The organism is Streptomyces sp. SID4985 (genome assembly GCF_009863025.1).
In the GTDB taxonomy this organism is placed as follows: Bacteria; Actinomycetota; Actinomycetes; order Streptomycetales; family Streptomycetaceae; genus Streptomyces.
Window position 1 is genome coordinate 25,980 of sequence record NZ_WWIR01000230.1, and the last position, 14,596, is coordinate 40,575.

Here is a 14,596-nt window from a genome sequence, read left to right on the forward strand (position 1 = left end):
GGGTTCCGGCCGTCGGTTGCGGCGCGGGGGCCTGTCAGAAGGCCGTCAGCGTGAGGGTGAAGCCCGACGGGGACGTGTCCTGGATGAAGGACGCGAAGTCGGCGACGTCGTCGAAGGCGAAGCCGTAGGCCTTGCCGTCCTTGGTGGCCTCGTGGATCGCCTTGGAGTAGTGGTTGGTCAGCTCGGCCTTGTAGAAGGCGGCGGCGTCGGTGCTGGGCTGCGCGGTGTCGGTGAGCAGCGTGGACCGGTTGAACCCGGCGCCGAGGACGGCGGCGACGGGACCGGTGGTGCCGTCGTTCGGGGCGGCGAGCTTGCCGTCGCAGAAGAGCACGTCACGGGTGGAGGGCTTGTCGAACGACACCGAGGCCGGTCCGTCGAAGGTGAACTTCTCGCCGCGCACCCGGCCGGTGAAGGTACCCGCGTTGGTGCTGATCTTCAGGTCCTTGCCGGTGAAGGTGCTCCACACCTCGTCGATGTACGGCGCGAAGTAGTCCTTGGCGAAGATGCCCGCGTCGAGACCGTGGCCGGGGGCGATGATGCGCTTGTCGTCCACGATCAGACCGGCGAAGTCCTCGATCTGCTTGACAGCGGCGAAGGCGGCGGCGCGGCCGCCGTCGCGGATGGCGCCCGTGGTCTGGTCCTTCTCGCCGGTGAGGCGGATGTTCATCGGCACGCTGAACATGTCGACCATGGTGGTGTTGCAGAACATGCCGCTGGCGTTGTACGTGAACTCGGCGCAGTCGTGCAGGATCCCGAAGTTGGGGTCGGACTTGACCCAGCCGGCCGGGAACTGGAGCGCTGCGTTGCCGTTGCCGTCGGTCACGGCCTTGAACTTGAGCTTCTCGCCGAGCGAGACGTAGATGCGGCCCGACATGAAGGGCAGGGACAGCTTGGTCTCGGTGCCCGAGAGCGAGATCGCGTAGTCGGTGAAGCCATCGGCGCCGTTGTCGGAGACGGCGATGGGGGCGAGGGTGCCCTCCGGGGTGAGGCGGACCTGCTTGCCGTCCTGGTTGCCGACGACGTAGACGTGGATGTTGCCGTTGTCGAACGAGCCGGTGTTGTTGACGACGGTCACCGGGAGCGCGCCGGAGGCCGCCTTGGTCTTGTTGGCGGGCTGGTCCGCGAGTGCGAAGGGAGCGATGGCGGCCGCGGCCGGGATGGCGACGGCGGCGCCGCCGAGGCCGATCATCAGCTTGCGACGGGTCAGGTTGCGCTGGTGACGAGGCGTCATGTGAGGGGCTCCTTGCGGTGAGGGGCCCGGCCCGGAGGCCGGGTTCCCGGTGGGGGAGGTGAAGTCGCTTCAGAAAGGCGGGGGTTGGACCCCGAGCGCGCTGTTCGGGGTCGCTCGGTTCAGCCCACGGTCCACTTCTGGTTGGCGTTGCCGCCGCACGTCCAGATCTGCAGGCGGGTGCCGTCGGCCGACGAACCGTCCTTGGCGTCCAGGCACTTGTCCGCGCCGACGTTGGTCAGGTCGCGGGCGGAGCTGTAACCCCATTGCTGGGCCTTGCTGCCGTTGCAGCGGTAGAGCTGGACGGCGGCGCCGTTGTCGGTCGAAGCGCCCTTCACGTCGAGGCACTTGCCGAGGGCGCGTACGGTGCCGTCGGTGCCCAGGGTCCACTTCTGGGCGTCGGCGCCGTTGCAGTTGTGCAGCTGGATCGGGGTCTCGTCGGCGTCGGAGGCGCCCGCGACGTCCACGCACATGCCGCCGATGCCCTTGATGGCGCCGGTGCGGGCGGTGCCGCTGCCGCCGGAGTCGGGCTGGTCGGAGGCGGAGACGTGGACGTAGTCGATGGTCATCGTCTGCGGGAAGGAGGTGCTGCCGTCGGGGCCGCCGGGCCAGTCACCGCCGACCGCGAGGTTGAGGATCATGAAGAACGGGTGGTCGTAGACCCACTTGTTGCCGTTCACGTCGGCCGGGGTGCGGGTCTCGTAGGCGTGGCCGTCGACGGACCAGGTGATGGAGTTGGGGCTCCAGTCGACCGCGTAGACGTGGAAGTCGTCGGCGAACGCCTTGCCGTCGGGCGAGTTGTAGGGGGCGCCGATGCCGCCCGCGCCGGAGTAGCCGGGGCCGTGGATGGTGCCGTGCACCGTGTTGGGCTCGTTGCCGACGTTCTCCATGATGTCGATCTCACCGCTGTTGGGCCACCCGGCGCTGCCGAGGTTGTCGCCCAGCATCCAGAAGGCGGGCCACATGCCCTTGCCGCGCGGGATCTTGATGCGGGACTCGAAGTGGCCGTACTTCTGGGTGAAGGTCTGCGCGGTGTTGAGCCGGGCGGAGGTGAACTGGCAGGGGCCGTTCCAGCACTGCAGGCCCGAGTCGGTGTTCTTGCGGGCGGTGATGACGAGGTTGCCCTTGCCGTCGAGCGCCGCGTTGTCCGTGCTCTTCGTGTAGTACTGCAACTCGTGGTTGCCGTTGCCGTTGCCGCCCGTCTCCAGCGTCCACTTGGACGAGTCGGGCGCCTTGCCCGCGGCGCCGTCGAAGTCGTCGGACCAGGTCAGGGCGGGGGCTGCGTCGGCTCTGTGCGCGGCGGGACCGGTCGTGGTGTAGAGGACGGCCGAGGCGAGAGCGGCGGTGCTCAGACACACCAGCCCTGCGAACGACCATCGGCGTGCGCGATGAGCGGCCATGGCGGGGACACACCTTGTCTGTGGGGGGAGTTGCGGGTGGGGACTGTTGGGGGAAGTTGGGGGGGAGTTGTTTGTTTGTCGGGGGTCAGGTGCGGGAAGCCTGTCCGGGCTGCCCTGAGGGGTGCTTGCGGCTTCGGGCGTCGTACCGGTGCACACCGGGCGCGTGGTCCAACGGGGACCCGAGAGCGCTCTCTTGTGTGTGCGGGGGCGCCCGCCGGTGGGCCCTGACCATACGCACGTTCAATTGCCCCGGCCAACCGGAGCGCGGGGACCAAATCCCCTTGAGCTGCGGTTACCTGGGCAATTGCGTGCCGCGTCCAAGGATGTTTAAGGGCCGATTAACCCGCGCTTAAGAAGGACCGGACCAAGAGCTGCGGCGGTGCCGCTATGAACTCACCGCCGTGACCGGGCGGTTCGGGAGCGGGCTGGAGTAGACGACGCTGGTGGTGACGGAGCCGAGGCCGGCGATGCGGCCGGTGGTCCGCTCCAGGTCGCGCATGGAGCGGGCGGCGACCTTCAGGACGAAGCAGTCCTCGCCGGTGACGTGGTGGGCCTCCAGGATCTCGGGGGTCGTGGCGAGCAGGTCCTCGAAGGGCTTGTAGTGGGAGGTCGGGTAGCGCAGTCGGACGAAGGCCAGGACGCCGAGCCCGAGGCGCTCCGGGTCGACGACGGCGGAGTAGCCACGGATCACGCCGGTCTCTTCGAGCCTGCGGACCCGCTCGGTGACGGCGCTGGCGGACATCGAGACGGCCCGCGCCAGCTCGGCGTAACTGGCCCGTCCGTCGCGCTGGAGGGCCGCGAGGATGCGGAGATCGGTGTCGTCGAGGGATTCAACGGTCATGGGCGATTATCGCCACGTGATTCCCGGGTAAGGGCCTGCCATGCCGTGGATCGTCGGTTCCGGCCTGGTGGGACGCTCCGTAGGGTCCTTCCCATGACCGACATCATGACCGACATCGACACGAGCCCGGCTCTCCGGGTGCCGCCCGCGTCCGCCGCCGACGCCGCCGCCTTCTTCACCGCACGTCTGACCTTCCAGGCGGACGTCTCCGATGTGCACGCCTCGCTCGAATCCGGCGATCCGGGGTTCGTCCTGGTCGACTCGCGTGGCCTGGAGGGCTGGGAGCAGGGGCGGATTCCGGGTGCGGTGCATCTGCCCGGCGCCGAAATCCCTTCGCGCGCCGCCGAGTTGCTGGACCCCGCGGTGCCGGTCGTCACCTACTGCTGGGGGCCCGGTTGTGACGGTGCCACCCGCGCGGCGCTCGCTCTCGCCCAACTCGGCTACCGGGTCAAGGAGATGATCGGGGGCGTCGAGTACTGGATCCGCGAGGGGTTCCCGGTGGAGACGGCCGCCGGGGTCGAACGGCACCCGGTCGACCGGCTGACCGCGCCGGTCGGGTCCGTGACGTGCGGGTGTTGAGCGGGCCGTACCGTCCGGCATGATCCCTACGGCCGGATCGGGGTCGTCCGGAAGGTCACATACCCCTCGCCGGGGCCCGGGGCGCGGTTCCAGGGGCGGGTACGGAAGCTGTGCAGACGGCCGTGTTCCAGAGCGAACCGGGGCAGGCGGACGCCGAGTCGGTCCCCGAGCGCCTCAAGGGTCCGGCGTTCGCCGAGGTGGTCCTCCGGGGACTCGCCATCGGCGAAGAGGCGGTCCGGGTCCAGGTCGTACGGCACGGGGCCGCGCTTGGTCCTCGTGGCGCCCCGGACCGTGAACGCGTACCGCTCCTCGCCGTCCTCCGCGACGGAGAGGTGGAAGACGCCGGAGGAGAGCCCACCGCCGCCGACCGCGCCCCACACCGTCACCGCCCGCCTGCCCCGGGACGCGACGATCCCCGGCGGGACGAGACGGCGTTCGTCGAGGTGTGCGCCGGGACTCGGCTCCAGGGCGAAGCTCCAGCCGGGCCCCGCCCGGCCGACGACGGTCGCCGCCCCGTCCGCCCACGGGGTGTCCGGCCGCGCGCCACGGGTCATGCGCCGCGCCTCCCACGGCGTCGCCGGATCGTTGAGGCCCGTGACGCCCTCCGCTCCGATCAAGGCGGGCAGCGCGTCGGGCTCCACGCCCTCCACGAGGACGAAACGGTACGAGGAGAGGAACCTGCCGGTGCCCTGGTCGGCCAGCCAGGCCAGGCCCGGCGGGTCGAGGTCGGCCGTGGGGGCCGGGGGTTCGTCCTTCTGTCCTGCCCGTTCTGCCCGTCCTGCCCGGGGTGTGGCCAGCAGTTCGCGGCCGCGTTCCCGGGTGAGCAGGGGACCGAGAAGCGGGTCGGCGCACAGGCCGACGGGGGCGAGGTGGTCGGGGCCGAGCGGGCGCCATTCGGGCAGGGCGGTGCGCAGGGTGTGCCAGGCGGCGTCCGTGTCGCCCCAGCGGGCCTGTTCGCGCGCCTGCTCCACGGCCTCGCCGAAGGGACCGTCGGCGACGTATCGAAAGGTGCCCTCGCTCAGCCGCCGCAGCAGATCCTGTGCCGTCTCCCGCGCTGTTCTGGTGGCGACCGGTATCCCCACCAGTGCGCTGCTCCGCTGCGTCCGCGCACTTTCGGCCAGGAGCACGGGCAGGAACTCCGGCGCGTACAGCTGGTCGGACGCGAGGCCGTCGAAGCTCACCAGGTAGGTCTCCCCGAGGAGCCGGCGGAGCTGGTCGTGCAGCCCCTTTGCCCGGGGGCGGCCGTACTCCGCCGCGTCCGCCAGCACGGCGGCCGCCTCCTCGTACCGTCCGCTCAGCGCGTCGAGACGGGCGGTATCGACGGACATGTCCAGCGCGCGCGTCGTCGGGTTGACGAACTCCCTTCCCTCGCGCAGCGATCGGGACTCCTCAAGGCGGTGGAACTCGCGGTACATCGCCTCCATGAACGCGCGGAACGACGCGTACCGTTCGGGCGGCGCCGCGTGCCACGGCGCCCAGGTGTACAGGGCCCACTCCCCCGCGTCGTCCGTGTCCCCGGGGTCGAGCAGGACGTAGACGGCGTCCGACTCCACCTGCAGCTCCAGCGCGCGGTGCCACATCCCGGCGAGCAGTTCCTCCTCGGGCGTGGGGTCGTCCTCCAGCTCGCCGGGGAAGTACTCGGACAGGCCGCTCGCGTCCTCGTGCGGCCGGGCCCGCTCCGTACCGGCGAGCAGCCAGACGAAGCCGCCCGCGTGCCGCCAGCCGTCGGTGACCGCGAGGAACGTCCGGTACGAGGGCGGCAGGCGGTGTCCGATCCGCTCCTCCAGGGCGCGTATCCGCTCCTCGGAGGCGGGCGGGAACCCGAGCCAGCGCGCCCGCACGGCCTCCTGGTCGGCGCTCCCCGCGTCGGGGGCCTGCGCGTCCGCCCATTCCCCGCTCCAGCGCTCGAGGAAGGGCCGCCAGCCGTCCACCGTCTCCGTCGTCATGAGGAGATCGTGACAGGGACCACTGACAACGGGGGCGCGGGCGGGCCTGCTGGCTGGCTGGGGTGGCCCCCTCATCGGCTCCGCTCATCGGTGCCGCCTATCGGCTCTCCGCGCCCGCGATGGTCTCCCGCAGCATCCTGCGGGCCGCCGTCAGCTCCTCGGCTCGCCGGTCCAGCGTGCGCAGCTGGTCGCGCAGGGCGTCGAGGACGCCGGGGCAGGGTCGTACGGCGGCCGTGTCGGTGGTGCAGGGCAGCACCTGGCGGATAATGCGTGTCGGCAGCCCGGCGGCGAGGAGGGCGCGGATGCGGTGTACGTCGGCGACGGCCTCGGGGCCGTAGGAGCGGTAGCCGTTGGGCAGCCGGTCGGGGTGGAGGAGGCCCGCGCGCTCGTAGTGGCGCAGCAGGCGTTCGCTCGTGCCGGTGTGCTGGGACAACTCCCCGATCAGCACGGGACGTTCCTCTCGTTTGACCTTCCAACGGTGTCAGGGGCCAACACTGGTCCGGCCGCCCAGTATTCCGGCGGCTCCCCGGCGGTCTCTCCAGGAAGGTGCCCATGATTCTCGATGCCCACAGCCACGTACACGACCCGCTCGGCCCGCAGTTGTCCGCGCTGGACGACGCGGGGGTGGACCGCGCCGTCCTCTTCCTGACCCGGCCGCACCCGGAGCGGGCAACGGATACGGCCTCGCTCCGCCGGGAGATGAGCGTGCTGGAGGGTGCGCTGAGCGGTGGGGCGGGGGACGGATACGCCGAGGCGTGGCGGGAGTTCGACGCGGCGCTCGCCGCGCACCCCGACCGCTTCCTCGGCTTCGGAGCCGTCCGGCTCGACCGTTCGCTCGACGAGACCATGGCCGCCGTGGAGCGGGACGTGGTCGGACGCGGCCTGTACGGCATCGGGGAGTTGACCCCTCCCCCGGACCGCGCGGACCTCATCGAGCCCGTCCTCCAGGCTGCTTGCGGCCACGCCGGTCTGCCGGTGGTCGTCCACGGGTACGCGCCCACGACGGCGTCGGACGTACGCACTCTGGCCGCGCTGGCGGCCCGCTATCCCCAAGTTCCGTTGATCATAAGCCAGTTGGCCGGTGCGAACTGGCTGGACGCGATCGAGCTGGCCCGGGACACACCCAACCTCCATCTCGAACTCTCCACCGCACAGATCGCCTTCGCCGTCCGACTGGCGATCCAGGAGCTCCCGACGCGCACGTTCTTCGGCTCGGACGCGCCGTACGGCGATCCGGTGGTCGCCCGGACGATGGTGGAGCGGGTAACGCCGCGCGGGGAGGTGCGGGAGCGGGTACTCGGGGAAAACCTGGCCGAACTGCTGGGGTTGGGCTGAGCACCCACGTGCCACGTGACGAGCCCGAGGCCGCACCCTGGAAAGACCATCACAGGCCCGACAAGCCCGTAACGGCTCCAGGCCAGACGGATACGGCACGCCAGCCATACTCGTCTTGTTCAGCCTGCTCGACTGAGAAAGTGACGGACTGACCAGCGGCAAGCTCCCGATTACCCTCGGCCTGAATGGCCGAATAGTGTGCCCACACCCTGTCCGGGAGGGCATTGGAAGCGAGTACTCCCCAGCCCATCTCGCCGCGCCACTCAAGCACGTGGCCGGAAAACACCTCCGCAGACGTGGTGTCAGACATTTTCAGTCTCCCCTTGCGACACCGACAATTCGCCGTTCCGGCATGCGCTGCGGTCAGCAGCGTTCGACCGAACGGCGGCCAAGCTAACAGGCAATCGAGAGCAGCTTCAGCCGGACGCCGCGCGCCCCTCCTCACCCCAGCCCACACACCGTCGCCGTCGCGAACACCGCCGTCACCCAGGTCCACAGCACCGCGAGCCCGACATGACCGGCGGTGCGGAGGCGATCGCCGCGCCAGATTCGCGGGGAGAAGTAGGCGAACTCCATGATCCAGCGCAGGCCCCAGAACAGGGTCTGGCCGCAGAGCAGGAACGTCGGCAGGGGTGCGCCGGTGAGCAGGGCCGGGGCGAAGGCCAGGGGAAGGGAGCCGAGCAGGGCGCAGGTCAGGGCGATGAAGAACAGGTGGGCGTAGGAGACTTGGCGGGTGAGCAGGCTGCTGGCGCGCAGGTCGGCGGGCCAGCCCAGTATGCGCGGGAGTGCGACGTGCACCAGCCCCATGAAGATCAGGGCGACGCCGACCAGGCGCAACTGGCCGGTGAGGCTGAGGAGTTGGGTCACCCTTGATCCTTGGTGAAGGTGAAGGCCGTGATCAGGCCCGCGAAGCGGCGCTCGGCGCTGCGTTCCAGCCCCGCGTGGGCGGCGAGCCGCAGCCATTCCCGGCGCGGCAGGAAGTGCCAGGCGCCCGGCCCGAACACGGCCGTGTTGGCCGCGTCTCGCAGGTGCTCGGCGACGAGAAGCGTTCCGCCCGGCCGCAGTAGCCGGACGCATTCGGTGAACAGCCTCTCCCGGTCCTGCGGTTGGCGCAGCTCGTGTGCGGCGAAGACGAGCAGGACGGTGTCGGCCGAGTTCGCCGGGTGCGGCAACTCCCCCGGGCGGCCCGGTACGGCGTGGGCGGGGGGAGGCACCCGGCGCCGGGCGCGGCGCACGGACCCCTCGTTCGTCAGGGTCCGGTCGTACAGGTCGATGACGGTCTGGCGGGCGTTCGGCCAGCGTGCGGCAAGCGGTGCGCTCACCTCGTCCAGGCCGGTGCTCACCACCACGTACTCCGACGGGATGCGTGGCAGCAGCGCCTCCAGCCAGTCGTAGGTGTACAGGCCGGAACGGTCGTAGACGTGCCAACTCGCCGCCGTGGCGGTGCACAGGAGAGTGAGCGCCGCGGCCGATCCCGCCCGGGCGAGGGGGCGCAGTGCGCGGGGCAGGCGTGGGGCGAGGAGGGCGGCGGCTGCCGCGGTTGCCGTACCCGCCACGTACTGAGGCCAGTTGTAGGTGATGACGTCGCGGACGCCGGAGTGCCGGGGCGTCATCGCTCGCCGCCGTTCTCGGCGCGGCGCACACCGCGTTGCCAGCCGTAGTCGACGCCCGCGACGTGGAAGGCGTTGGCGAGGACGGGGTGGGTTCCGGCGAGCGGGCCGTGGTCGAAGAAGGTCAGCCGACGCACATCGACACGGACGGGCTGCGGGTCCCACTGCGTACGGAACGCCTTGACCACGATCACGGAGCGGGTCCGGGGTTCGTGCTCGAAGGTGTAGGGCAGGGGCCCGGCGAAGCGGCGGGCGGCTCGGGCGTCGGCGAAGGGGCTGTGCGGGGGCAGCGGTGCCGGGGCGCCGCTCAGGTCGGCACGCACCTCCAGGTCGGCGTGTCCGTCCTCGCTGTCGACCCGGAATTCCAGGGTGCCGTCCGTGCCGCGTGAACTGATGTTGGCCAGACGGTAGTTGTAGCGGGTGAACAGGTTGCCGCCCAGCCGCATCAACCGGGTGTCGGTGTCGCTGCGGAGGATGCGCAGCCCCCGCATGGTGCGCCCGCCGGGGGTGCGGAAGCGGGTGAAGACGCGGTAGCCGGTCAGCAGGAAGTCGCGGCCCAGCCGGGCGGGCAGGAACGCCGGTCGCAGGGCACGGGTGTCGACCAGGGCGGCGGCCACGAAGCCGTATTCCACGCCCTCTTCATCGCGACGGTACGTGTCGAGTTCCAGGCCCGGTGGCACCAGCGGCTGCAGCACCTCGGCGGGCAGGGCGTACGACAGGACGAGCGAGTGCGCGAAATGCGTGCGCATCGCCATGGGGTGACGTTGCATCAGATATTTCACGGGTCGATCCTCCGGTCCTGGGTGCCCGCGGGGTCCGCGCCCAGCCGCACCACGCGCACGACGCCCCACAGCGCCGATCGGTCCTGCGCCGCCCAGCCGGGCCCCGACGCCGTCGGCTCGCGGAAGCTGCGCAGGACGACGATGCCGCCGGGGCGCACGGCACGACGCACGGCCGTACGCAGCCGGGCGGCGAAGGCGGGGCCGGGCCCGTCGAGCACGTTCGAGAGGGTCACCGCGTCGTAGGCGCCCCTCGGCGCCTGTTCCAGCGCGTCGACCACATCGGCGTGGACGAGGCGGACGTCCGGCGCGAACAACCGTTGCGTGCCGGGGAGTTCGGCCCCCGCGAGCAGCCGCCACATCCAGGGGTTGCGGACATTGGCGTACCCGGCGACGGTCCGCCCCAGGCGCCGCCTGAGCACCTCGTCGAAGCGTGCCGGGACGACGTGCGCGAACGAGGGGCGCAGCGCCACCGCGAGCACCCCGCACGGCCGCAGCGCGAGCCGTGTCAGCCGTGCCAGCCCCAGGCCGTCCAGGGCCGTACTCCAGTGCCGATCCTGTTCCGCCGGGTCGTCGAGCACCAGGAAGGCGCGCAGCTCGGGCCCGCGCCAGGCCGGCAGCAGCGCACCGGCCGTTCCACGGCCCAGCCGCATCAGTGTCTCCGCGGAGCCTTCCGTGATGGCTCCGCCCGCGAGCCGGTCACGCGCGTAGGCGAGTTGTACCGGATTGACGTCGACGGCCGTCACGTCGTGACCGGCCTGCCACAGAGCGGCGGCGGTGTCGCCCGCGGAGGCGATGCACAGCACCCGCGCCCCCGAGCCGGGCAGGACGCGGAGTTCGACCCCGTAGTCCTCGTACATCCGCCCGAACAGAATGCGGGGGCCGCCCGACCCGCTGATGATCCGGCCTCGCGCCCATGGTGTACCGCTCACCGGACCGCCGCTCTCGGCGACATCCGCGCCACCAGCCAGATCAGCGCCAGGAACGCCAGATTCTGGGTGAGCATCCGCCCCGGCTCCGCTATGTGATCCAGGCCGAACAGCAACCCGCCCGCGTTGAACACCACCACGAGCGCCGTCTGTACGGCGGCGGCACTCCGCGCCCACCACTCGGAGAGCACCCACAGACCGACGGCCGCCTCCGCGATCCCGAGGGCGATCAGCGCGGCCGTGACCGCCCAGGCCGGCATGTGGGGAACGTCCCCGACGATGGCCCGCTGGTCCTCCCGCCCCGGCCAGACCTTGCACCACACGCCCTCGTAGAACCACACCAGGGCGACAGCCCAGCGGGCCAACACTCCTTGCCATCCTCGTACTACGCCGCCTGGGGGCGCATCCGCGCCAGGCGCTGCACCGGCCGCACTGGACGCACCGGCGCGGCGCGCGGCCGGAGCGGCAGGCCTGATCAGAAAGTCCATGGACATCCCACCGATCGCAGAATTGAACGTGTTCAAGAACAGCGTACCCATGTGCGACCGCGCGAGATCAAGGTTGCGGAAAAGCCTCGGCCGAGGAACGTGCGGAACCGCCGCGATCCGCAGCACGATCGCGGACACCGGCCCCGCTCGTCAGACCGAAGCCGTGGGAGACGGCGGGTATTCGTCGACGGTCATGGAGTCGTAGAGGCGTGCGCTCTTGGTGATGAGGCGCAGGAGGGGGCGGCTGAGCCCTGCGGGGAGGGCGGAGATCAGGCGGGCACCCTGGGCCAGGCCCGTCACGCCGAGGCGTGAGGTGGGGATCAGGGTCTTGGCCGCGCTGAGTGCGGCCGCGTGGCTGCCGCGCACGTGCTCCGCCATCGCGCGCTCGTAGGCGGGGAAGGCGCGCTCGTGGTCGCCGTCCGCCCGTGCCAGTTCCCCGGCGAGGACGTACGCGCCGACGACGGCCAGGCTGGTGCTGCCGCCGACGGCCGGGCCGGGGCAGTAGCCCGCGTCGCCGACGAGCGTCACTCTCCCCCGCGACCAGGTGTCCATGCGCAGCTGGGTGATCGAGTCGAAGTAGAACGCCGGGGTGCGGTCGAGCTCGTCCAGCCAGCGGTCCACATGGGCGTGCAGGCCGGCGAAAGCACCGCGCAGCAACTCCTTCTGCCGGGGCTCGTCATGGTGGTGGTACTCGAGTTCGCGCTCGCTGCGGAACAGGAACAACGCGCGCGCGTCGTCGAGGTGCCGCGCGCCGTACATCCCGGCGGTGCGGCCGACGCCGACGTGCATGAGGAGCTCGCGGTCGAGGGCGAAGACGTTCGGCAGGGTCAGCACCCCCAGGTAGGCCCCGGTGAAGGCGCTGAAGCGGGACTCGTCGCCGAACGTCAGGCGGCGCACGTTGGAGTGCAGGCCGTCCGCGCCGACGACGAGGTCGAAGCGGCGCGGCGCGGCCTGCTCGAACCGCACCTCGCCGTCGGGCGAGATGGCGGTGATCGAGTCGCCGAAGACGTACTCGACGTCGTCGCGTGTGGCGTCGTGGTAGATCTCGCTCAGATCGTCGCGCATGATCTCGACGTGCCGGTCGGAGGCGGCGCCGAAGATCTTGGAGAGGTCCGCCCGGACGGGACGCCGGGCGCCTTCCCGGTAGACGGTCATCCAGTTCGTGGCGGTGGCCCGCTCCTCGACACGTGGGAGCACACCCATCTTCTCCGAGATGTCCATCGCGGGCCGGAACAGGTCGACCGCGTGGCCACCGGTCTTGCGCAGAGCCGGTGCGCGCTCGACGACGGTGACGGAGAAGCCGTACCTGGTGAGCCAGTAGGCAAGCACCGGGCCCGCGACGCTGGCGCCGGAGACGAGAATCCGCGGGGTGCCTTTCCTTCTCATGCGCTCCACCCGCCCGGCATCGTCGCGGGTGAGCGAGTGGTGGGCCATACCGCGTGCGTCGTCCAGGGGCTCTCCCGGGAACGGGGAGCTCGCGAGTCCGTCGTCGGAGACAGTCATGGGCCCACTGTCGCCTCCGTCGGCCACCCACGGATTGGATGAATGTTCCCCTCAACCGACTCAACTACCATGGAACGGTGCGGACTTTCATGCATGGTTCGGCTGTATGGGACGTCGCGTGTCCGCAGCGGCCGAGCCGGGTTGCCGGTGTCACCATGGCCGGATTCGGTGTCCGTGACCTGGACGCGCTCCGGATGATCCCGCACCCGGCCGTGACGCTGCTCCTGGAGTTCGGCGCGGGGACGCCCGTCGTCGACTGGGCCGCCGGGCAGCGGCAGCAGGGAAGCGTCGTCGCCGGGCCCGGGTTCGGTTCCGGCGGCGCGGTCCGGGCGCGGGGCGAGAACGTCGAGTGCGTCCAGGTGCGCCTGTCCCCGTTGATCGCACGCGCGCTGCTGGGCACCTCCCCCGCCGACCTCGACGGCACCGTCGTATCGCTGGACGCCCTGTGGGGCCGAGAAGCGTCACGCATCCGCGAGCGACTCGGCGAAGTCCCGTCGTGGCAGGACCGCTTCGCGTGGACGGACGCGCTGCTCCTCCGTCGGCACGCGGCGGGGCCACCGGTGGACCCGGAGGTGGCCTGGGCCTGGCACCGGATCACCCGCAGCCATGGCCTGACCCGGGTCGACGCACTCGCGGCCGAGGTCGGCTGGAGCCGTAAGCGGCTCTGGTCCCGCTTCCGGTCCCAGCTCGGCCTGCCGCCCAAGCGCGCCGTGAAGCTGGTCCGCTTCGACCATGCCGTCCACCGCCTGGTCGCGGGCGACGGCACGGCCCGAGTCGCGGCCGACGCGGGCTACGCCGACCAGTCCCACCTGCATCGTGACGTCATGGCGTTCACCGGGGCGACCCCCGTGACCGTGGCCGAAGAGCCCTTTCTCGCCGTGGACGACATCGCATGGCCCAGCCGCGGAACACCCGCCGAGCCTCACGTCCCCCGGGGGGGGTCTCCGCCCCGGTCTCCGGCTGGAGTTGAGACGGCCACCGCTGTGAACGTCGCCGCGGTCACCCGCGCCGGACGGGCCTGACTGCGGTGCTGGCAGGTGTGTCAGTGCCCTCCCGTAGCGTGCATGCCTAAGAGGTCCTAACAAAGGCGTTGGATGTGTCGGTGAGTGATCAGGCAGGTGGCGAGACCGAGGAAGGCCTCGTGGATGTCGTCGCGTCGCTCCCAGCGGATCCGCAGGCGGCGAAAGCCGTGCAGCCAGGCGATGGTGCGCTCGACGACCCAGCGGAAAATGCCCAGGCCAGAGCCGTGTTGCACGCCTCGCTCAGCGATGACCGGGCGGATGCCGCGCTGCCACAGTAGGCGCCGGTATTTGTCGTGGTCGTAGCCGCGGTCGGCAAGCAGCGTGTCGGGTCGATGTCTGGGGCGGCCGACGACGCCGGCAACCGCCGGGATCTTGTCGAGCAGGGGCATCAGCTGGGTGACGTCGTTGCGGTTTCCACCGGTCAGCGACACCGCGAGCGGGATGCCCTGGCCGTCGGTGAGAACGTGGTGCTTGCTGCCCGGCCGTGCGCGATCGACCGGGCTGGGACCGCTTTTGGGCCCCGTCGAGCGGCCCGGACGTGGGAGGAGTCGATCACCGCCCGGGACCAGTCCAGCTTGTTCGCCGCCCGCAGCTTCTTCAGGAGCACCAGGTGCAGTTCGTCCCACACGCCGGCCTCGTTCCACGCGGCGAGGCGCCGCCAGCAGGTCATGCCCGAGCCGAAGCCCAGTTCCTGCGGCAGGTACTCCCACTGGATGCCCGTGTGCAGGACGAACAGGATCCCGCACAGCGCCTGCCGGTCCGGGACTCGCGGTCTGCCCTCGACCAGCTTCGGACCCGGCACGGGCAGCAACGGCTCGATGAGCGACCACAGTTCGTCCGAGACGATCCAGGGCCGCGACTGACGTTTCCCCACGATCGGACCAACGACCAGCCAATCCGAAAGTCACATGATCAACGGCTTCTGTTAGGACCTCT

General features: G+C 71.0%; 16 protein-coding genes. 3 read left to right on the forward strand and 13 right to left on the reverse strand.

Translation table 11 applies throughout. The annotated features are described in order from the left end of the window. Positions 1-34: 34 nt before the first annotated feature. From GTW40_RS09560 to GTW40_RS09570, 3 genes are all read right to left on the reverse strand, one after another. Positions 35-1,231 (reverse strand): beta-1,3-glucanase family protein, encoded by a 1,197-nt coding sequence (locus GTW40_RS09560; protein ID WP_161179731.1) that lies wholly within the window; start codon positions 1,229-1,231, stop codon positions 35-37. A gap of 119 nt (positions 1,232-1,350) precedes the next feature. Beyond that, positions 1,351-2,628 carry a glycoside hydrolase family 16 protein gene (locus GTW40_RS09565; RefSeq protein ID WP_161179732.1) on the reverse strand — a complete coding sequence of 426 codons (1,278 nt, stop codon included), beginning with the start codon at positions 2,626-2,628 and terminating at the stop codon, positions 1,351-1,353. Positions 2,629-3,013: 385 nt separating this feature from the next. After that, complete coding sequence (locus GTW40_RS09570) at positions 3,014-3,469, reverse strand: Lrp/AsnC family transcriptional regulator (protein WP_161179733.1); 456 nt, start codon at positions 3,467-3,469, stop codon at positions 3,014-3,016. 93 nt (positions 3,470-3,562) lie between these two features. On the opposite strand from GTW40_RS09570, the gene GTW40_RS09575 reads away from it, so the two are divergent. After that, on the forward strand, positions 3,563-4,048 hold the full coding sequence (locus GTW40_RS09575) for a rhodanese-like domain-containing protein (protein ID WP_237525421.1): 486 nt from the start codon (positions 3,563-3,565) through the stop codon (positions 4,046-4,048). 26 nt (positions 4,049-4,074) lie between these two features. On the opposite strand, the gene GTW40_RS09580 is transcribed toward GTW40_RS09575, so the two are convergent. Together GTW40_RS09580 and GTW40_RS09585 are read right to left on the reverse strand one after the other, a co-directional pair. Beyond that, positions 4,075-5,994: an SMI1/KNR4 family protein gene (locus GTW40_RS09580; protein ID WP_161179734.1), complete on the reverse strand. Its 1,920-nt coding sequence runs from the start codon at positions 5,992-5,994 to the stop codon at positions 4,075-4,077. Positions 5,995-6,091: 97 nt separating this feature from the next. Next, on the reverse strand, positions 6,092-6,442 hold the full coding sequence (locus GTW40_RS09585) for a MerR family transcriptional regulator (RefSeq protein ID WP_161179735.1): 351 nt from the start codon (positions 6,440-6,442) through the stop codon (positions 6,092-6,094). 104 nt (positions 6,443-6,546) lie between these two features. Here GTW40_RS09585 and GTW40_RS09590 point away from each other — a divergent pair, with 104 nt between their 5' ends. Next, positions 6,547-7,329: an amidohydrolase family protein gene (locus GTW40_RS09590; RefSeq protein ID WP_161179736.1), complete on the forward strand. Its 783-nt coding sequence runs from the start codon at positions 6,547-6,549 to the stop codon at positions 7,327-7,329. 49 nt (positions 7,330-7,378) lie between these two features. Here GTW40_RS09590 and GTW40_RS09595 read toward each other — a convergent pair whose 3' ends face one another. From GTW40_RS09595 to GTW40_RS09625, 7 genes are all read right to left on the reverse strand, one after another. Beyond that, the gene (locus GTW40_RS09595) at positions 7,379-7,639 is read right to left on the reverse strand and encodes a cold shock domain-containing protein (RefSeq protein ID WP_202485643.1); all 261 of its coding nucleotides are present in this window, start codon (positions 7,637-7,639) and stop codon (positions 7,379-7,381) included. 131 nt (positions 7,640-7,770) lie between these two features. Then, positions 7,771-8,196: a hypothetical protein gene (locus tag GTW40_RS09600; protein WP_161179737.1), complete on the reverse strand. Its 426-nt coding sequence runs from the start codon at positions 8,194-8,196 to the stop codon at positions 7,771-7,773. Further along, the gene (locus GTW40_RS09605; RefSeq protein ID WP_161179738.1) at positions 8,193-8,942 is read right to left on the reverse strand and encodes a methyltransferase domain-containing protein; all 750 of its coding nucleotides are present in this window, start codon (positions 8,940-8,942) and stop codon (positions 8,193-8,195) included. Before GTW40_RS09605 ends, GTW40_RS09600 begins: the two co-directional genes overlap by 4 nt. Then, positions 8,939-9,694, reverse strand: coding sequence for a DUF2071 domain-containing protein (locus GTW40_RS09610; RefSeq protein WP_202485644.1), 756 nt, complete (start codon positions 9,692-9,694; stop codon positions 8,939-8,941). The genes GTW40_RS09605 and GTW40_RS09610 overlap by 4 nt, the downstream gene beginning before the upstream one ends. A 23-nt stretch (positions 9,695-9,717) precedes the next feature. Then, positions 9,718-10,578 carry a hypothetical protein gene (locus GTW40_RS09615; RefSeq protein ID WP_202485645.1) on the reverse strand — a complete coding sequence of 287 codons (861 nt, stop codon included), beginning with the start codon at positions 10,576-10,578 and terminating at the stop codon, positions 9,718-9,720. A 68-nt stretch (positions 10,579-10,646) separates the two neighbouring features. Beyond that, the gene (locus GTW40_RS09620) at positions 10,647-11,012 is read right to left on the reverse strand and encodes a DoxX-like family protein (RefSeq protein ID WP_202485646.1); all 366 of its coding nucleotides are present in this window, start codon (positions 11,010-11,012) and stop codon (positions 10,647-10,649) included. 273 nt (positions 11,013-11,285) lie between these two features. Continuing rightward, positions 11,286-12,638 (reverse strand): FAD-dependent monooxygenase, encoded by a 1,353-nt coding sequence (locus tag GTW40_RS09625; RefSeq protein ID WP_237525422.1) that lies wholly within the window; start codon positions 12,636-12,638, stop codon positions 11,286-11,288. A 77-nt stretch (positions 12,639-12,715) separates the two neighbouring features. Between GTW40_RS09625 and GTW40_RS09630 the strand changes: the two genes are divergently transcribed. After that, positions 12,716-13,660, forward strand: a complete 945-nt coding sequence (locus tag GTW40_RS09630; protein ID WP_161179740.1) for an AraC family transcriptional regulator — start codon at positions 12,716-12,718, stop codon at positions 13,658-13,660. Positions 13,661-13,716: 56 nt separating this feature from the next. Here the strand turns inward: GTW40_RS09630 and GTW40_RS09635 are convergent. Next, positions 13,717-14,534, reverse strand: a protein-coding gene (locus GTW40_RS09635) for an IS5 family transposase (protein WP_343245599.1) whose coding sequence is annotated in 2 segments (ribosomal slippage) — positions 13,717-14,198 and positions 14,198-14,534 — 819 coding nt in all. Because the reading frame shifts where the segments join, the coding sequence is not laid out codon by codon here. Positions 14,535-14,596: the final 62 nt, after the last annotated feature.